Origin of the sequence: Phenylobacterium soli, assembly GCF_003254475.1 — a bacterium.
Lineage (GTDB): Bacteria > Pseudomonadota > Alphaproteobacteria > Caulobacterales > Caulobacteraceae > Phenylobacterium > Phenylobacterium soli.
The window spans coordinates 2,818,154-2,834,189 of sequence record NZ_QFYQ01000001.1 but is presented as its reverse complement, the minus strand read 5'-3'; the positions used below and the strand labels follow the sequence as shown (position 1 = coordinate 2,834,189).

Sequence of the window (16,036 nt, the reverse complement as noted above, 5' to 3'; positions counted from 1 at the left end):
GAGCCAATCAGAGCTTTGGGAGGATCTAGGATGTCGCTGGCCGGTCGAGTGGCGCTGGTGTCGGGCGCGAGCCGCGGGGTGGGACGGGCGATAGCCCTGGCGCTCGCCGAGGACGGGGCGGACGTCGCCGTCAACTATCGCCGTGAGGCGGCCGAGGCCGAGGCGGTGGTCAAGGCCATCGAGGCCATGGGCCGCCGGGCCAAGGCCTACCAGGCCTCGGTGGACGACTACGCCCAGGACAAGGCCATGGTCGACCAGGCGGTCGCCGACTTCGGCCGCATTGACATCCTGGTGCACAACGCCGGCATCGCCAGCCGCGGCCAGTCGGTGGTCGACACCGATCCCACCGAGCCGCAACGCCTGTTCGCCACCCACGCCCAGGCGGCCCACCACCTGGCGGCGCTCTGCGTGCCGCATATGCGCCAGAACCCGCGTGGCGACGTGGTGGTGATCTCCTCGGTGGCGACGCTGAGCCACGCCGCCAACGGCGCGCCCTACAACATGGCCAAGGCCGCCCTCGAAGCCCTGGCGCTCACCCTGATGAAGGAAGAGCGGGGCAACGGCATCTATGTGAACATCGTCGCCCCCGGCCTCGTGGACACCGACATGGGCCAGCGGCTGGCCAAGGCGGCCATGGGCGCGGCCGATATCCACATGCTCGACAAGAACATGCCCTTCGGCCACGTCTGCCAGCCCGAAGAGGTGGCCAGCGTCGTCCGCTTCCTGGTCTCGCCGGCCAACACCTACGTCACCGGCGAGAAGATCAACGTCCACGGCGGCGGCCAGCGCTAGCGGGCGTTGACAGGCAGGCTCAGGGGGCGCCTCGATCCAGGATCGTCAGATCCGAGGAGGCCCCCATGGACGCCAAGGTCCAGACGCTGGTCGCAGCACAGACGCTCGCACGCGAGAACCCGGTCCGGATCGCCAATGAAAGCGCCGAGTACCGGGCCGCGCGCACCGCCTTGCTGGCCGAGGAGATCGAACTCCGCCGCCATATCGAGAAGGTCGCCGCCATGCGTCGGGCCCTGCCGCCCGGCGGCGCGGTGACGGGCGACTATCGCTTCGAGGGTGAGGAGGGGTTCGTCGACCTCGCCGACCTCTTCAACGAGCGCGGGACCCTCATCACCTACAGCTACATGTTCGGGCCCGAGCGAGAGCGCCCGTGTCCGATGTGCACCAACATGCTCGACGCCTGGGACGGCGTCGCCGACAGCGTCGGCCAGCACGCCTCGCTGGCCGTCATCGCCCGGTCGCCCTACGCCAAGCTGGCGGCCTGGAAGCGCGAGCGCGGCTGGAAGCATCTGCGGCTCTACAGCGACCTGACGGGCGCCTATTCGCGCGACTACCTGGCGCTGGCTCCCGACGGCAGCGACATCCCGGCGATGAACGTCTTCACGCGGCGCGACGGGACGATCCGCCACTTCTGGTCCGGCGAGATGACCGGCTCCACGGCAGACCCCGGCCAGGATCCGCGCGGCGCGCCCGATCCGTCGCCCCTGTGGGCGGTGCTCGACCTGACACCCGAAGGGCGGCCGCCGACCTGGTACCCGAGCCTGTCCTACGCCTGAACGAGGCGCACCCGCGTCCCGCAGAGCACCACCTCGCCGGCCTGATCGACGCAGCCCCGGACCTTGGCCCGGGCGCGCACCGCCGCGGGATCGCGCACCGCGACGTCGAAGGCGGTGAGTCCCTCGCCGCGGGCGTCCTTCAGCGGGGTGAAGCGGATCTCGCCGCCCTCGGTGACCAGCCGCCAGCCGTCGGCGGTCTGCTCGCGCGGACAGGCGAGCACCTGCGCCCAGCGCTCCGACATGGCGGCCGGGTCCTCGCCCTGCACCTCGGCGCCGCGGATCTCCACCGCGCTGTCGGTCCTGACGTTGTCGCGCCAGTCCGGACCGCCCCATTCCCAGCGTTCCTTCGGCTCCATGGCGTCCACCGAGACGATGGCGCCCGGCACGTCCTTGGGGTGCAGGTGGGTGAAGCTCGCGCCGCCCCGGTCCATCTGGTCGACCACCCGCACACCGGCCTTGGCGATCCGCGCGCGGTCGGCCGCGAGGTCGTCGGTCTGGAAGATGGCCATGTAGCCGCCGTCGCCGCCGCGCTTGTCGAGCAGGCGGCCGGCCGTGGTGCCGTCCTGGGTCGGCGAGACCACCTCTAGGAAGGTGTCGCCGATCGGCCAGACCTGGTTCGCGAGGCCGTACTTGCCGACGCCCGGGTCGGCATAGGCCCCACCCAGCCCCAGCACCTCGGTGATGTCCTGGCGAATGGCGGCCAGATCCCGGCCCACCAGGGCCACCTGCCGAAGGCGCATGATCGTCTCTCCTCCCACCCAGGCCGTTTGGGGGCCTTTTCCAGGCCCATCCTCAGGGCCTATCACTTCGTCAGGCAAGAACAACATCCCAGGGGAAACGCCATGGCCGCCATCGACACCGGCACGAAGGACCTCATCGCCGACCTGGACGAGGGCGTGCTGACGATCACCCTCAACCGCCCCGAGGCGCGCAACGCCATGAGCGGGGAGATGAACGACGCCCTGGCGCAGCAGCTCGCCTGGGCCGAGCTGGCGCGGGAGGTGAAGGTCGTGGTGCTGACCGGCGCGGGCCAGGGCTTCTGCGCCGGCGGCGACGTGAAGGGCATGAACAGCCGCAACCAGGGCGGCGGGGCGCCGCTCTCGATCGACGAGCAGATCCACCGCCAGCGGGTCAACCAGCGCGCCACCTCGGGCAAGCTGTTCAAGATGCCCAAGCCGACCATCGCGGCCCTGCCGGGCGCGGCGGCGGGCGCCGGCCTCGCCCTGGCGCTGGCCTGCGACCTGCGCGTCATGGCCTCCAGCGCGATCATGACCACCGCCTTCGCCAAGGTCGGCTTCTCCGGCGACTACGGCGGCACCTATTTCCTGACCCAGCTCGTCGGCGCCGCCAAGGCGCGCGAGCTCTACTATCTCTCCGACCGGGTCTCGGCCGAGGAAGCCCTGCGGCTCGGCCTCGCCAACTGGGTCGTGGCGCCCGACGAGCTCCAGGCGAAGACCCGCGAGATCGCCCTGCGGCTCGCGAAGGGTCCGACCGTCGCCTACCGCTACATGAAGGAGAACCTCAACCGGGCCATGGCCGGCGACTGGGATGACTGCCTCGACCTCGAGGCGACCCATCACGTCCACCTCGCCCAGACCGAGGATCACAAGGAGGCCGCCCGCGCCTTCGTCGAGAAGCGCGAGCCGAAGTTCGTCGGCCGCTAGGCGGCCACCACCATGCCGCCGGGCATGAGCTCGGCGCGGCCGGCGAGGGCAAGCTCGACCACGGCGGCGAACACCAGGCTGGGTGCGGCGCCGGTGGCCCGCACCAGCTCGTCGCGCGACACCGGCGTCGGGGAGAGGAGGGCGGCCACCTGCCCGCGCAGCGCCGCGTCGGGCTCGCCGGCCGCGTGGTCGTGGCGGAACGGGTCGGCCTCGGGCGCCTCCAGGCCGGGCAGGGTCTCCAGCGTCCGCAGGACGTCCTCGGCGCCCTCGCAGATCGCCGCGCCCTGGCGGATCAGGTCGTTGGTCCCCTTCGCCCTCGGATCGAGGGGCGAGCCGGGCACGGCCAGCACCTCGCGGCCCTGTTCGGCGGCGAGGCGGGCGGTGATCAGCGATCCGGAGCGCAACTCGGCCTCGACCACCACCACGGCGCGCGAGAGGCCGGAGATGATCCGGTTGCGGCGGGGGAAGTCGCGGGCGGTGGCGCTGCGGCCCGGCTCGTTCTCCGAGACCACGCAGCCCTGGGCCACGATGCGCTCGTAGAGCCCTGCGTGCTCCGGCGGATAGACGTCGTCCACGCCGCCGGCGAGGACCGCCACCGTGCCGGTGGCGAGCGAGCCCTCATGCGCCGCGCCGTCGATGCCGCGGGCCAGGCCCGAGATCACCACGAGGCCCGCCTGGCCGAGGTCGGCCGCGAGGCCGCGGGCGAAGCGCTGCCCGGCCGCCGATGCGACCCTGGCGCCGACGATGGCCACGCCGGACCGGTCGAGCACCGCGGTGTCGCCACGCGCCCAGAGCACCGGCGGCGGCGGAACGACGGCGGCGAGCTGGCGGGGGAAGGCGGCTTCGCAGGCGCAGAGCAGCCTCGCGCCGATCCGCTCGCCGGCCGCCAGCTCGTCCTCGATCTCCGCGGTCGTCGGCACGCGGATCCCGGCCACCCGCCCGCCGCGGCGGGCGAGCTCGGGCAGTGCCTCCAGCGCCTCGGCCGGGCCGCCGTAGCGGCGGACCAGCTCGCGGAAGGTGACGGGCCCGACGTTCTCGGTGCGCGCCAGCCTCAGCCAGGCGATCCGTTCGGCCGGCGGCAGGGCTCCGCTCAGGACTCGGCTCCCGCCTCGGCCCTCTTGGACTGGCCGATCCGGGGTTCCTCGCCGCGCAGCAGGCGGCGGATGTTCTGGGTGTGCCGCACGTAGATCAGGATGGCCATGAAGAGACCGAGGTAGGCGATCGGCGTCGGCCGGCCGACCACGAAGACATAGACCGGCGCCAGGGCCGCGGCCGTGAGGGACGCGAGCGAGGAGAACCGGAAGACGAAGGCCATCAGCAGCCAGGTCGCGCCCGCCAGCATCCCGACCGGCCAGGCGGCGGCCAGCAGGGTGCCGAAGAAGGTCGCCACGCCCTTGCCGCCCTTGAAGCCGAGCCACACCGGGAAGAGATGGCCGAGGAACGCCGCGCCGCCGGCCAGGGCCGTCATCACCGACTGCGCCTGCAAGGTGTTGTCCTGGGTTGCCAGCCAGGCGATCAGCACCGCCACCGCGCCCTTGCCGCCGTCGCCCAGCAGGGTAATGGCGGCCAGGTCCTTGCGGCCGGTGCGGAGCACATTGGTCGCTCCGATGTTGCCTGAGCCGATCGAGCGCAGGTCGGGCGCGCCGCCGAGCCTGGTGGTGATCACCCCGAAGGGGATCGAGCCCAGGAGATAGCCGCCTGCCAGGGCGACCGCGACCTGGATGAAACTCAAGCCCTCGAACATCTGGATGCTCCCCCGTTCGCCTTAGGTTCTAGCCGCAGCGGAGCCGTCCGTCAGCCCCTGTCGGCCTGCCCCCGCTCTGGGCGGCAAGCTAGAGGTCGGCGGTAAGGGCGGTCTTAAGGGCGGCGATGGCCGCCTCGTCGCGGCGGTAGAAGGTCCACTGCTTGATCCGTTTGGGCCTCACGAGCCCCGCGTCGACCAGGATCCGCATGTGCTCGGAAAGGGTGGGCTGGCTGACGCCCAGCTTCTCGGCGATCAGCACGGCGCAGACGCCGTCGTCGACGAGGTCGCCGTCGACCTGCGGCCGGAAATGGGCGCGCGGATCCTTCAGCCACTCGAGGATCTGCAGGCGGCGCTCGTTGCCGAGCGCCTTGAGGGCGGGGACGACGGACATAGTCGAACGGCTAATTACCCCGTTCAGGCGCGGTAGACCACCCGTCCGTCGGCGACGGTCATCAGCACCTTGCCCTGCAGCCGGCGGCCGTCGAAGGGCGAGTTCTTGGATTTCGACGTCAGCTTGTCGGCGTCGATCACCACCGGGGTGTTCGGATTGACGAGGACGAGGTCGGCCGGCGCGCCCTTGGCGAGGCGGCCCTGCGGCAGGCCCAGCAGCTCGGCCGGCGCGGCGGTCACCGCGCGGATCAGCTTCATCAGCGGGATGCGCCCCTCGTGGTGGAAGGCGAGCAGGGCGGGCAGGAGGGTCTCGAGGCCGACCGCGCCGGGCGCCGCCTCGTCGTAGGGCAGGCGCTTTTCCTCCGGCGGGGCCGGGGCGTGGGCCGAGACGATCACCTCGACGAGGCCGCTGGCCACCGCCTCGATCACCGCCTGGCGGTCGTCCTCGCTCCGCAGGGGCGGGTCGAGCTTGCAGAAGGTGCGGTAGTCGCCGATGTCGATCTCGTTGAACGACAGGTGGTTGATCGAAGCCGTGGCGGTGACCTTCAGGCCGCGGTCCTTGGCGCGCTTGAAGCTCTCCAGGGCGCAGGCGGTGGTGAGCTGGTCGACGAGCAGCGGCGCGCCGGTGAGCTCGGCCAGGGCGAGGTCGCGCTCCAGCATGATCTTCTCGGCCACCACCGGCACGCTCGGCAGCCCCATGCGCGAGGCGAACTCGCCGCTCGTCGCCGCGGCCCCCTTGGCCAGCCACGGATCGGCCGGGCGGTGCGCCACCAGCACGCCGAACGCCTTGCCGTAGTTCAGCACGCGCTGGAACACCTTGGAGTCGACGATCGGCCGGTCGGCGTCGGTGATGTAGACGCAGCCGGCCTCGGCCATCAGGCCGATCTCGGCCATGCGCTGGCCTTCGCAGCCCTTGGTCGCCGCGCCGGCCGGCAGCACCTTGACCAGCTCGATGTCCCGCGCCCGGCGCAGGATGAAATCGACCACCGAGGGCTCGTCGACGGTGGGATGGGTGTCCGGCTGGACGACGATGGTGGTGACCCCGCCGGCGGCCGCGGCGCGGGCGGCGGACTTCAGCGTCTCCTTGGTCTCCGCGCCCGGCTCGCCGGTCTTCACGCGGATGTCCACCAGGCCGGGCATCAGCAGCGCGCCGGCCGCGTCGATCACCTCGACGTCCGTGGAGAGCTTGCCCGGGTCGGCGCCCTTGACCACGTCGGCGATGACGCCCTCGGTGACGATCACCGCGCCCGGGCCGTCGTAGTCCGTGGCCGGGTCGACGAGGCGGGCGTTCACGAAGGCGAGGGGACGGCCGCTCATCGGTCGTTCTCCAGCCGGTGGGCCAGGGAGGTCAGCACCGCCATGCGGGCCGCCACGCCCATCTCCACCTGGTCCTGGATCAGGCTGACGGCCAGGTCGTCGGCCACCTCGGAATCGATCTCGACGCCGCGGTTCATCGGGCCCGGATGCATCACCCGCACGCCCGGCGCGGCGTGGGCCAGCTTCTCGCGGTCGAGGCCCCAGAAGCGGAAGTATTCGCGCTGCGAGGGGGCGAGCACGCCGTCCATCCGCTCGAGCTGCAGGCGGAGCATCATGACGACGTCGGCCCCGGCGATGCCCTTCCTGAGGTCGTGGTGAATGGCGACGTTCCAGCGTGCGGCTTCGCTGGGCATCAGGGTCGGCGGACCGACCAGCCGGACCTCGGCGCCCAGCATCTGCAGCAGGGCGATGTTCGAGCGCGCCACGCGGCTGTGCAGGATGTCGCCGCAGATGGCGACCTTCAGCCCTGCGATCCGGCCGAAGGCGCGGCGCATGGACAGGGCGTCGAGCAGGGCCTGGGTCGGGTGTTCGTGCTGGCCGTCGCCGGCGTTGATTACCGAGCAGGTGACCTTCTGCGACAGCAGGGAGGCCGCGCCGGAGGAGGAATGGCGCACGACCAGCAGGTCGGGCTGCATGGCGTTGAGCGTCACCGCCGTGTCGATCAGGGTCTCGCCCTTGGAGATCGAGGAGGAGCGGGGGCTCATGTTGACCACGTCGGCGCCGAGCCGCTTGCCCGCCAGTTCGAAGGAGCTCTGGGTCCGCGTCGAGTTCTCGAAGAACAGGTTCATCAGCGTGCGACCCTTGAGGAGGTCGAGCTTCTTCGAGGTCTGGCGGTTGAGGCTGACGAAGCCGTCGGCGAGGTCGAGGAGGCTCGCCACCTCCACCTCGTTCAGGTCGGTCACGGAAAGGAAATGGCGCTTCGGGAAGGCGAAGGTCCTCTGCAGGACCTCATTCAGGCCGGGCGGCGCGCTGGTCATCAAAGCGCCCTCTTAGGCGCAGTCGGCCGGTAAGCCAACCCTTTGCCAAGCGGGGCCGCGCCGCCATATGAGCGGCTCAACTTCATTTCGGGGGATAACTCATGAAGGCCGATCTCTACGCCAGCTCCGTCGGGGTCTACACGCGGGGCCTAGCCACCGCCGAGCGCGTGCTCGAGAAGGCGGAGGCCCACGCCAAGGCCAGCGGCATGAGCGAGGCGGCGATGCTCGATTCGCGCCTGGCGCCTGACATGTTCCCGCTGCGCCGCCAGATCATGACGGTCTGCGATTTCGCCAAGCAGGTGCCTTCGCGCCTCCTCGGCCTGCCGCTGCCCGAGCAGCTGACGGGGGAACTGTCCCTGGCCGAGCTGCGCGCCGAGATCGCCAAGGCGAAGGACTTCCTCGCCGGCCTGAAGCCCGAGCAGTTCGCGGGGCGCGACGAGGCGCCGGTGACCTTCTCCATCGGCCAGGACATCACCCTGCCGGCCGCCCAGTACGCCCTGGGCTTCGGCCTGATGAACTTCACCTTCCACATGTCCATGGCCTACGCCATCGCCCGCCACCTCGGCGCGGACATCGGCAAGCGCGACCTGTTCGCCGGCGGACTCTAGGCGCCTCTGGCCGCCTCTGGCAGCGACCGGCTGCGCGAGCGCGACTAGGCGTTCCGCAGCCGGTCCAGGGCGCCCTGCAGGATCCAGGCGGCGGCGGCCTTGTCGACCAGCTCGGCGCGGCGGGAGCGGGTGACGTCCGCCTCGTCGATCAGCATGCGGTTGACCGCCATCGAGCTCATCCGCTCGTCCCAGAAGGCGATCGGCATGTCCCGGAGCCGCAGCAGGTTGCGGGCGAAGGCGCGGTTCGACTGGCAGCGCGGCCCCTCGGTCCCGTCCATGTTGACCGGCAGGCCGACGACGATGCCGCCGGCCCGGCGCTCGGCCATCAGCTTGAACAGCCGCTCGGCCTCGTCGGTGAACTTGGTCTTGCGGATCAGCTCCAGCGGCGAGGCGATCGAGAGGGTCGAATCGGCGATCGCCACCCCGATGGTCTTCTCGCCGAGGTCGAGGCCCAGGAGGCCCTGGCCCGAAGGCAGCTGCGCGGGAAGGTCCAGGAGATCGACGACGGCCATGCGCGTCCTTAGCACATCCGTCCCTGGCGCATCCGGCCGCTACGGCGCCGGTTCACCATTTTCGCAGATGGCTCGTCGATCTCGGGGATTGAGGAGCCTCCCATAACGCCGATATCAGCGCGGCCTCTTGAAGCACGACCCATACGGGAGTCACGCCGTGGCCCAACCTCAAGCCGTCCCGCCGCGCAAGACGCGCGAACTGCACAACCACCACATGGATTCCACCATCTGGAACCGGTTCGCCTTCCGCGACGACGACGTGATCGTCGCCACCTATGCGAAGTCGGGCACCACCTGGACCCAGCAGATCGTCGCCCAGCTGGTGTTCGCCGGCGATCCGGCGGTGACCGTCAACGACATCTCCCCCTGGCTCGACCTGCGCATCATGCCGCCGGACACCATGGACAAGCTCGAGGCGCAGACCCACCGTCGCATCGTCAAGACGCACCTGCCGCTCGACGCCCTGACCTTCTCGCCCCGGGCCAAGTACCTCTATGTCGCCCGCGACGGCCGTGACGTGGCCTGGAGCCTCTACAACCATCACGCCGGGGCCAACGACCTCTGGTACCAGCTGCTCAACGAGACTCCCGGGCGCGTCGGCCCGCCGATCGAGCGGCCCGACCCCGACATCCGCCGCTACTTCAACCACTGGGTCGAGAACGACGGCGCGCCGTTCTGGTCGTTCTTCGAGAACGTCGCCACCTGGTGGGCGGCCCGCGACCTGCCGAACGTGCGCCTCGTCCACTTCGCCGACCTCAAGGCCGACCCGGAGGGCGAGATGCGCGAGATCGCCGCCTTCCTCGGCTGCGAGATTCCCGAGGACCGCTGGCCGGCGATCCTGGAGCACACCAGCTTCGACTACATGAAGGCCCACGCCACCGAGGTGGCGCCCCTCGGCGGGGCGATCTTCGAGCACGGCGCGCAGACCTTCATGAACAAGGGCGTCAACGGCCGCTGGCGCGAGGTGCTGTCGGCCGAGGAATCGGCAGCCTACGAGGCCAAGGCCCTGGCCGAGCTCGGGCCGGACTGTGCGGCCTGGCTGGCGAACGGGCGCCTGGTCAAGGGAGGACTGGCGGCGGCCCGGACTCGCGCGGCCTGAAGAGGGCGCGGTTGGCGCTCACCTGCTGGGCGATGAAGTCGTTGAAGGCGCGCACGCAGGGGTCGGTCTTGAGCGCCTGCCGGGTGAGCAGCCAGAGCCCCGCCGTGAAGTCGGCCGGCAGGCGGAAGCAGACCACCAGGTCCTCGTAGCTGTCGGCCAGCACCGAGGGCAGGGCGGCGAGCCCCAGGCCCGCCCGAGTCGCGGTCAGCATGTTGGTGACGCTGTCCGAGCGCGTGGTCACCGGCTCGCGGGTCTGCCGTTCCAGCCACTCCGGCCCCGGCATGCGCGAGACGAGGCCGACGCCGCCGATGACGGTATGGCGGGCGACCGCCTCCGGCCCGTCGGGAACGCCGCGCCGGGCGGCGTAGTCGGCGCTGGCGTAGACCGACCACGGCAGGTCGGCGAGCCGGCGGCCCACCAGGTCTCCCTCGCCGGTGGTGTAGGCGCCGCGCAGCGCCACGTCGGCCTCGCCGCGGGCGAGGTTCACCACCCGGTCGTCGATCAGCACCTCGACGCGGACGTCGGGATGGCGTTCGCCGAACTGGCGCAGGGTCGGGACGATCAGAAGGTTGGCCAGCGGCTCGTTGGTGGCGACGCGCACCGTGCCCGCCAGGCGCCGCGCCCGCTGCTCGATGGCGTGCTGCAGCGCCCTGGCCTCCGCCTCCACCCTTTCGGCATGGGCGAGCAGCTCCTCGCCGACCTCGGTCAGGCGGTAGCCCGAGCGGTTGCGCTCGAAGAGCCGGGCGCCGAGCGCGCTCTCCAGGGCCGCGATGCGGCGCGCGGCGGTGGTCTGGCTGAGCTTGAGCGCGCTCGCCCCGCCGAGCGTCGAGCCGGCCCTGGCCACGGCCAGGAAGTATTTTAGGTCGTTCCAGTCGAACACAGCTCGAGTGTGGTGGAGGAGGCAGGTTCCTGACAACCAGCGATCTTGGGCGTGCGGCGCTTGCAAAGTGAGGGCTAGCGCGGCTAACCCACGCGCTCGGATCAAGGAGGGTGGCATGGCCATCGACGCAGCGACCGTCCGCAAGGTCGCCCGGCTGGCGCGGATCGCCGAGCCCGAGGAGAAGCTGGAGCCGCTGGCGAAGGAGCTTTCGGGCATCCTCGCGTGGATCGAGCAGCTCAACGAGGTCGACACCGCCGACGTCGAGCCGATGACCACGGCGATCCACACCCCGCTGCCGATGCGCGAGGACGAGGTCACCGACGGCGGCGCGCCCGAGCGCGTGCTCGCCAACGCGCCCAAGGCGGCGAACAACTTCTTCGTGGTGCCGAAGGTGGTCGAATAGTCATGTCCGAGCTCACCTCGCTTACCCTCAAGGCCGCCCTCGACGGCCTCGAGAAGAAGGCCTTCTCCTCGGTCGAGCTGACCCAGGCCCACGTCGAGGCGGTGGAAGCCGCCCGGGCGCTCAACGCCTATGTGCTGGAGACGCCGGAGAAGGCGCTCGACATGGCCAAGGCGTCCGACGCGCGCCGCGCCAAGGGCGCGGCCGGTCCGCTGGACGGCGCGCCGCTCGGCATCAAGGACCTGTTCTGCACCGAGGGCGTGCGCTCCACGGCCTGCTCGAAGATCCTCGGCGACTTCAAGCCGACCTACGAATCCACCGTCACGTCCCACCTGTGGCGCGACGGCGCGGTGATGCTCGGCAAGCTGAACATGGACGAGTTCGCCATGGGCTCGTCCAACGAGACCTCGGCCTTCGGGCCGGTGGTCAACCCGTGGATGGCCGAGGGCGGTAACGCCAAGCTGACTCCGGGCGGCTCGTCCGGCGGCTCGGCCGCGGCGGTCGCCGCCGAGCTGTGCCTGGGCGCCACGGCCACCGACACCGGCGGCTCGATCCGCCAGCCGGCGGCCTTCACCGGCACCGTCGGCATCAAGCCGACCTACGGCCGCTGCTCGCGCTGGGGCGTCGTGGCCTTCGCGTCGTCCCTCGACCAGGCCGGCCCGATCGCCCGCACGGTCGAGGACGCCGCCATCCTCCTGAAGTCGATGTGCGGCCACGACCCCAAGGACTCCACCAGCCTACCGGTCGACACCCCCGACTTCGCCGCCCACGTCGGCCGGTCGGTGAAGGGCCTGCGGATCGGGGTGCCGAAGGAGTACCGCGTCGACGGCATGCCGCCGGAGATCGACGCCATCTGGGAAAAAGGCATCGCCTGGCTGAAGGAGGCCGGCTGCGAGATCGTCGAGGTCTCCCTGCCGCACACCAAGTACGCCCTGCCGGCCTACTATATCGTCGCCCCGGCCGAGGCGTCCTCGAACCTCGCCCGCTACGACGGCATGCGCTACGGCCTGCGCGTCGACGGCTCGAACCTCACCGAGACCTACGAGGGCTCGCGCGCCGCGGGCTTCGGCGCCGAGGTGAAGCGCCGCATCCTGATCGGCACCTATGTGCTCTCGGCCGGCTACTACGACGCCTATTACCTCAAGGCGCTGAAGGTGCGCCGGCGCATCGCAGACGACTTCGACCAGGCGTTCCAGAAGGTGGACGCCCTGCTGACGCCGACCGCGCCCTCCGCCGCCTTCAGCCTCGGTCAGAAGTCGGACGATCCGGTCGCCATGTACCTGAATGACATCTTCACGGTGACGGTGAACCTGGCGGGCCTGCCGGGGCTCAGCCTGCCGGCCGGCCTCGATTCCAACGGCCTGCCGCTCGGCCTGCAGCTGATCGGCCGGGCCCTGGACGAGGGCACGGTGTTCTCGCTGGCCGGCGCCCTCGAAAAGGCCGCCGAGTTCAAGGCCAAGCCGAAGAAGTGGTGGTGAGGACGGCCTAGGGCCGGGGCTTCGCTTCGGCGGAGTCCTTGTCCGCGGGCTTGGCCTGGCCGGCGTCGAGGATCTGCGCGATCCCCACCGCCGTGGCGCTGGTGTCGGAGCCGTAGCCCAGCGAGACGCCCTGGGTGGTGCTCGCCTGATCGACCGTGTTGCGCTGCTGCTGGCCGTTGGTGGCGTTGTGCGCCGCGTGCGACAGCTCGGCGTTGGGCGCGGCGACCCCGAGCTGGCTGTGCGACTGCTGGTTGGAGACGGCGTTTTGCTGGCCGAGGTTGTTGCTCGCGGCCGGAGTCCCGGTCTGCGCCAGGGCCGTCCCCGCCGTCATGGCGAGCGCCAGGCTCATGGCGATCGTCCGCATCCTCTTCCCCCCAAACAAAAAGCCCCCGGCCGGGGCCGGGGGCTGATCGGTTCCGCCGTTTACTTACCGGCGTTGATCTTGTCGAACTCGGCCTGGATCGACTTCAGCTTGGCGTCGTCGAGGGCGCCCTGGCTCATCGGAGCCACCTGGGCCAGCGTCATGCCGCCGATCTGGTCGTAGTACTGGGAGATCGGGGGCAGGGCGGCTTCCAGGGCGGCCTTGGCCTTCTCGTTCTTGATGATGTCGCTGATCGGCGTCTTGTCGACCGAGAGGCCGGCGGAGGCCGTGGCGCTGGCGGCGGCCGGGGCGGCGGCGGCCTGCGTCTGGGCGAGCGCGGGAGCGGCGGCGAGGGCGGTGAGGGCGATCAGGCTCGCCGCGATCTTGGTCTTCATGGTGTTTCCCCTGGATTCCCCGAACGGGATTTTTCGAAACCCCATCAAGAGACCTGTTTTTCGAACCCGTGCAAGCATCCTGCAATTGAACCATGGCCCGAGGGCATGGGCGCCCCGGCGAGCGGCGCCGGCGGTGAAGCGGCAAATTTGGCGGCGGCGCGCATTCCACTTTGGCTGGACGCGCGCTAGTGAGGGCCCATGAGCGAAGCCAGCAAGCAGATCGAGGGCCGCACCGGCCCGTGGGAAATCGTTCTCGGCCTCGAGGTCCACGCCCAGGTGGCCTCGCGCGCCAAGCTGTTCTCCGGCGCCGCCGTCGGCTTCGGGGCCGGGCCGAACGAGCAGGTCAGCCTCGTCGATGCGGCCATGCCCGGCATGCTGCCCGTCATCAACCGCTTCTGCGTCGAGCAGGCGGTGAAGACCGGCCTTGGCCTCAAGGCGCAGATCAATCTGAAGAGCCGCTTCGACCGGAAGAACTACTTCTATCCGGATCTGCCGCAGGGCTATCAGATCAGCCAGTTCCAGAACCCGATCGTCGGCGAGGGCGAGGTGCTCGTCGAGCGCGACGACGGCACCACCTTCACGGTCGGCATCGAGCGCCTGCACCTGGAGCAGGACGCCGGCAAGTCGATCCACGACCTCGACCCCAACGCCACCTACGTCGACCTCAACCGCGCGGGCACCGCGCTGATGGAGATCGTCTCGCGGCCGCACATGAGAACTTCAGACGAAGCCGTGGCTTACGTGAAGAAGCTCAGGACCATCCTGATCTACCTCGGCTCCTGCGACGGCGACATGGACAAGGGCAACCTGCGCGCCGACGTGAACGTGTCGGTGTGCCGCCCCGGCGCCTACGAGAAGTTCCGCGAGAGCGGCGACTTCAGCCATCTCGGCACCCGCTGCGAGATCAAGAACGTCAACTCATTCCGCTTCATGCAGCAGGCGATCGAGTACGAGGCCCGCCGCCAGATCGAGATCCTGGAGGACGGCGGCAAGATCGACCAGGAGACCCGGCTGTTCGACCCGGGCAAGGGCGAGACGCGCTCCATGCGCTCCAAGGAAGAGGCGCACGACTACCGCTACTTCCCCGATCCCGACCTCCTGCCGCTGGAGCTCGACCCGGCCTGGGTGAAGCGCATCGAGGCGAGCCTGCCCGAGCTGCCGGACGCCAAGAAGCAGCGCTTCCAGAGCCAGTACGGCCTGTCCGCCTACGACGCCGGCGTGCTGATCTCCGAACAGGCCAAGGCGGACTTCTACGAGGCCGCGGCCAAGGGCCGCGACGCCAAGCTGGTGGCCAACTGGGTGACCAACGACCTCGCCGCCAAGCTGACGGCCGGCGGCCTCGACATCGAGAACAGCCCGGTCTTCCCGGCCGCCATCGCCGAGCTCGTCCAGCTCATCGAGGAGGGGGTGATCTCCTCCAAGATCGCCAAGGACGTCTTCGAGCGCATGTGGCTGGGCGAGGGCAGCCCTTCCGAGATCGTCGAGAAGCAGGGCCTCAAGCAGGTCTCCGACACCGGCGCGCTCGAGAAGATCATCGACGACCTGATCGCCGCCAATCCCGGCCAGGCCGAGGCGGTGAAGGAAAAGCCCCAGGCGATCGGCTGGTTCGTCGGCCAGGTGATGAAGGCCACCGGCGGCAAGGCCAATCCGGGCGCGGTCAACCAGCTCCTGAAGAGCAAGCTCGGCGTCTGAGGCAGGCCGGCCCTAGTCCGGCACCACGTCGAAGACCTGGCCGGTGCCCATGTCCATGAGCATCATGCTGCGGCCCGAGCGGACCCAGCCGTAGCCGGGCGGGGGCGGACGCAGGCGATAGCGGCCATAGTCCTGCACCACCCCGCCGCGGGCCTGCGGCGGCAGGTAGCCGCCGCGCCGGGGCTGGTAACGGGGCTGGTCGTAGCTCGGCGGCGGGCCATAGGCCTCCGGCGGCATCTCGCGTCGTTCGAAGCGGCGTTCCTGCGGGCGATCCGGGGAGCGATCCCCGCGATCCTGGCCGCGGCCCCAGCCGGGCGGGCCGCCGCGTTCGCGGCCCCAGGCCGCGCCGCCGCGCTCGCCGCCGTCCCAGCGGCCGCCGTGCTCGCGCGCGGCGGCGGCGTCGGCCAGGGCCAGGCCCAGGGCGGCGGCGATCACGGCGAAGGTGGCGATAAGTCGCCTCATCGGCTCGATTGATCCCAATTGCGGGGGTTACGTCGAGCCTCTTATCGCCGCCTGTCCGTGAACTGCGGCTGAACGGGCCGTTCGGCTAGCGGAGCAGTTCGCCGATCACCTGGCTGATCAGGCCGGTCTCGGTCTGGGCCAGATAGTAGCGGTCGTAGACCCGCACCCAGCGATAGCCGTAGGGCGCCGGCGGCAGGTCGTAGCGGTAGGGGTCGTAGACCACGTAGCGCTCCTCGGTGACATAGGCCATCGGCAGCCGTTCGCCCTGGCGCCACATCTTCTTCGCCTGGCCGGGAGGCATGCCGTAGGGCTTCTTGGCCAGGCCCGGCGGCGTGCCGTGCGGATTGCCGTGGCCATGCCCGTTACCGTGACCGGCCCAGGGCGGCGGATCGGCCATCGCGCCCGAGGCGGCAAGGCCGGCGGTCATCAGGGCGGCCAGCCCGGCTGCGGTGGCGATGCGATGAATCTTCAAGCGTCTCTCCAAGGTTC

At 70.6% G+C, this 16,036-nt stretch carries 20 protein-coding genes; 8 read left to right on the top strand and 12 right to left on the bottom strand.

Annotation, left to right across the window (positions count from 1 at the left end; translation table 11 throughout):
• Window positions 1-30 precede the first annotated feature (30 nt).
• Together DJ017_RS14090 and DJ017_RS14085 are read left to right on the top strand one after the other, a co-directional pair.
• Window positions 31-792, top strand: coding sequence for an SDR family NAD(P)-dependent oxidoreductase (locus DJ017_RS14090; protein WP_111529306.1), 762 nt, complete (start codon window positions 31-33; stop codon window positions 790-792).
• Between the two features lie 65 nt (window positions 793-857).
• A complete protein-coding gene (locus DJ017_RS14085; RefSeq protein WP_111529305.1) occupies window positions 858-1,568 on the top strand; it encodes a DUF899 family protein in 711 nt (236 codons plus the stop codon).
• Here DJ017_RS14085 and DJ017_RS14080 read toward each other — a convergent pair.
• Entirely contained in the window at window positions 1,559-2,308 is a 750-nt protein-coding gene (locus DJ017_RS14080) for a VOC family protein (protein WP_165830633.1), read from the bottom strand. The genes DJ017_RS14085 and DJ017_RS14080 overlap by 10 nt on opposite strands.
• Window positions 2,309-2,410: 102 nt before the next feature.
• Here DJ017_RS14080 and DJ017_RS14075 point away from each other — a divergent pair, with 102 nt between their 5' ends.
• Window positions 2,411-3,232, top strand: a complete 822-nt coding sequence (locus DJ017_RS14075) for an enoyl-CoA hydratase (protein WP_111529303.1) — start codon at window positions 2,411-2,413, stop codon at window positions 3,230-3,232.
• Here the strand turns inward: DJ017_RS14075 and dprA are convergent.
• The 5 genes from dprA to DJ017_RS14050 all read right to left on the bottom strand — a co-directional run bounded on the left by dprA (window position 3,229) and on the right by DJ017_RS14050 (window position 7,660).
• Entirely contained in the window at window positions 3,229-4,326 is a 1,098-nt protein-coding gene (gene dprA, locus DJ017_RS14070) for a DNA-processing protein DprA (protein ID WP_111530115.1), read from the bottom strand. The genes DJ017_RS14075 and dprA overlap by 4 nt on opposite strands.
• Window positions 4,323-4,982 carry a glycerol-3-phosphate 1-O-acyltransferase PlsY gene (gene plsY / locus DJ017_RS14065; RefSeq protein WP_377284589.1) on the bottom strand — a complete coding sequence of 220 codons (660 nt, stop codon included), beginning with the start codon at window positions 4,980-4,982 and terminating at the stop codon, window positions 4,323-4,325. The genes dprA and plsY overlap by 4 nt, the downstream gene beginning before the upstream one ends.
• An 82-nt stretch (window positions 4,983-5,064) precedes the next feature.
• A complete protein-coding gene (locus tag DJ017_RS14060) occupies window positions 5,065-5,367 on the bottom strand; it encodes an ArsR/SmtB family transcription factor (RefSeq protein WP_111529301.1) in 303 nt (100 codons plus the stop codon).
• A 23-nt stretch (window positions 5,368-5,390) separates the two neighbouring features.
• A complete protein-coding gene (pyrC, locus tag DJ017_RS14055) occupies window positions 5,391-6,683 on the bottom strand; it encodes a dihydroorotase (protein WP_111529300.1) in 1,293 nt (430 codons plus the stop codon).
• Window positions 6,680-7,660 (bottom strand): aspartate carbamoyltransferase catalytic subunit, encoded by a 981-nt coding sequence (locus tag DJ017_RS14050; RefSeq protein ID WP_111530114.1) that lies wholly within the window; start codon window positions 7,658-7,660, stop codon window positions 6,680-6,682. Before DJ017_RS14050 ends, pyrC begins: the two co-directional genes overlap by 4 nt.
• 101 nt (window positions 7,661-7,761) lie before the next feature.
• Between DJ017_RS14050 and DJ017_RS14045 the strand changes: the two genes are divergently transcribed.
• A complete protein-coding gene (locus DJ017_RS14045; RefSeq protein WP_111529299.1) occupies window positions 7,762-8,268 on the top strand; it encodes a DUF1993 domain-containing protein in 507 nt (168 codons plus the stop codon).
• A 44-nt stretch (window positions 8,269-8,312) separates the two neighbouring features.
• On the opposite strand, the gene ruvX is transcribed toward DJ017_RS14045, so the two are convergent.
• Window positions 8,313-8,780 (bottom strand): Holliday junction resolvase RuvX, encoded by a 468-nt coding sequence (gene ruvX / locus DJ017_RS14040; RefSeq protein ID WP_111529298.1) that lies wholly within the window; start codon window positions 8,778-8,780, stop codon window positions 8,313-8,315.
• A gap of 157 nt (window positions 8,781-8,937) precedes the next feature.
• Between ruvX and DJ017_RS14035 the strand changes: the two genes are divergently transcribed.
• Window positions 8,938-9,879, top strand: coding sequence for a sulfotransferase domain-containing protein (locus DJ017_RS14035; RefSeq protein WP_227000149.1), 942 nt, complete (start codon window positions 8,938-8,940; stop codon window positions 9,877-9,879).
• On the opposite strand, the gene DJ017_RS14030 is transcribed toward DJ017_RS14035, so the two are convergent.
• Window positions 9,839-10,759 carry a LysR family transcriptional regulator gene (locus DJ017_RS14030; protein WP_165830632.1) on the bottom strand — a complete coding sequence of 307 codons (921 nt, stop codon included), beginning with the start codon at window positions 10,757-10,759 and terminating at the stop codon, window positions 9,839-9,841. The two genes, DJ017_RS14035 and DJ017_RS14030, sit on opposite strands and share 41 nt — an antisense overlap.
• A 115-nt stretch (window positions 10,760-10,874) precedes the next feature.
• Between DJ017_RS14030 and gatC the strand changes: the two genes are divergently transcribed.
• Together gatC and gatA are read left to right on the top strand one after the other, a co-directional pair.
• Complete coding sequence (gatC, locus tag DJ017_RS14025; protein ID WP_111529295.1) at window positions 10,875-11,162, top strand: Asp-tRNA(Asn)/Glu-tRNA(Gln) amidotransferase subunit GatC; 288 nt, start codon at window positions 10,875-10,877, stop codon at window positions 11,160-11,162.
• 2 nt (window positions 11,163-11,164) lie between these two features.
• Window positions 11,165-12,637, top strand: a complete 1,473-nt coding sequence (gene gatA / locus DJ017_RS14020) for an Asp-tRNA(Asn)/Glu-tRNA(Gln) amidotransferase subunit GatA (RefSeq protein ID WP_111529294.1) — start codon at window positions 11,165-11,167, stop codon at window positions 12,635-12,637.
• Window positions 12,638-12,644: 7 nt separating this feature from the next.
• On the opposite strand, the gene DJ017_RS14015 is transcribed toward gatA, so the two are convergent.
• Window positions 12,645-13,001, bottom strand: a complete 357-nt coding sequence (locus DJ017_RS14015; protein ID WP_227000148.1) for a RebB family R body protein — start codon at window positions 12,999-13,001, stop codon at window positions 12,645-12,647.
• Window positions 13,002-13,060: 59 nt separating this feature from the next.
• Window positions 13,061-13,393 (bottom strand): hypothetical protein, encoded by a 333-nt coding sequence (locus tag DJ017_RS20420; RefSeq protein WP_111529293.1) that lies wholly within the window; start codon window positions 13,391-13,393, stop codon window positions 13,061-13,063.
• Window positions 13,394-13,591: 198 nt separating this feature from the next.
• On the opposite strand from DJ017_RS20420, the gene gatB reads away from it, so the two are divergent.
• Entirely contained in the window at window positions 13,592-15,085 is a 1,494-nt protein-coding gene (gatB, locus tag DJ017_RS14005) for an Asp-tRNA(Asn)/Glu-tRNA(Gln) amidotransferase subunit GatB (protein WP_111529292.1), read from the top strand.
• Between the two features lie 12 nt (window positions 15,086-15,097).
• Here gatB and DJ017_RS14000 read toward each other — a convergent pair whose 3' ends face one another.
• Both DJ017_RS14000 and DJ017_RS13995 read right to left on the bottom strand, forming a co-directional pair.
• Window positions 15,098-15,547 carry an RcnB family protein gene (locus DJ017_RS14000; protein ID WP_111529291.1) on the bottom strand — a complete coding sequence of 150 codons (450 nt, stop codon included), beginning with the start codon at window positions 15,545-15,547 and terminating at the stop codon, window positions 15,098-15,100.
• Window positions 15,548-15,632: 85 nt separating this feature from the next.
• Window positions 15,633-16,019, bottom strand: coding sequence for an RcnB family protein (locus DJ017_RS13995; RefSeq protein ID WP_111529290.1), 387 nt, complete (start codon window positions 16,017-16,019; stop codon window positions 15,633-15,635).
• Between the last annotated feature and the right edge of the window lie 17 nt (window positions 16,020-16,036).

What these genes read in the sequence shown, in the direction of transcription:
- DJ017_RS14085 (WP_111529305.1), top strand. Translation starts at nt 858, where the DNA reads ATGGACGCCAAGGTCCAGACGCTGGTCGCAGCACAGACGCTCGCACGC.
- DJ017_RS14050 (WP_111530114.1), bottom strand. Translation starts at nt 7,660, where the DNA reads ATGACCAGCGCGCCGCCCGGCCTGAATGAGGTCCTGCAGAGGACCTTC.
- DJ017_RS20420 (WP_111529293.1), bottom strand. Translation starts at nt 13,393, where the DNA reads ATGAAGACCAAGATCGCGGCGAGCCTGATCGCCCTCACCGCCCTCGCC.
- DJ017_RS14080 (WP_165830633.1), bottom strand. Translation starts at nt 2,308, where the DNA reads ATGCGCCTTCGGCAGGTGGCCCTGGTGGGCCGGGATCTGGCCGCCATT.
- gatA (WP_111529294.1), top strand. Translation starts at nt 11,165, where the DNA reads ATGTCCGAGCTCACCTCGCTTACCCTCAAGGCCGCCCTCGACGGCCTC.
- DJ017_RS14015 (WP_227000148.1), bottom strand. Translation starts at nt 13,001, where the DNA reads ATGCGGACGATCGCCATGAGCCTGGCGCTCGCCATGACGGCGGGGACG.
- gatC (WP_111529295.1), top strand. Translation starts at nt 10,875, where the DNA reads ATGGCCATCGACGCAGCGACCGTCCGCAAGGTCGCCCGGCTGGCGCGG.
- DJ017_RS14060 (WP_111529301.1), bottom strand. Translation starts at nt 5,367, where the DNA reads ATGTCCGTCGTCCCCGCCCTCAAGGCGCTCGGCAACGAGCGCCGCCTG.
- gatB (WP_111529292.1), top strand. Translation starts at nt 13,592, where the DNA reads ATGAGCGAAGCCAGCAAGCAGATCGAGGGCCGCACCGGCCCGTGGGAA.
- DJ017_RS14045 (WP_111529299.1), top strand. Translation starts at nt 7,762, where the DNA reads ATGAAGGCCGATCTCTACGCCAGCTCCGTCGGGGTCTACACGCGGGGC.
- pyrC (WP_111529300.1), bottom strand. Translation starts at nt 6,683, where the DNA reads ATGAGCGGCCGTCCCCTCGCCTTCGTGAACGCCCGCCTCGTCGACCCG.
- DJ017_RS14090 (WP_111529306.1), top strand. Translation starts at nt 31, where the DNA reads ATGTCGCTGGCCGGTCGAGTGGCGCTGGTGTCGGGCGCGAGCCGCGGG.
- DJ017_RS14000 (WP_111529291.1), bottom strand. Translation starts at nt 15,547, where the DNA reads ATGAGGCGACTTATCGCCACCTTCGCCGTGATCGCCGCCGCCCTGGGC.
- DJ017_RS14075 (WP_111529303.1), top strand. Translation starts at nt 2,411, where the DNA reads ATGGCCGCCATCGACACCGGCACGAAGGACCTCATCGCCGACCTGGAC.
- ruvX (WP_111529298.1), bottom strand. Translation starts at nt 8,780, where the DNA reads ATGGCCGTCGTCGATCTCCTGGACCTTCCCGCGCAGCTGCCTTCGGGC.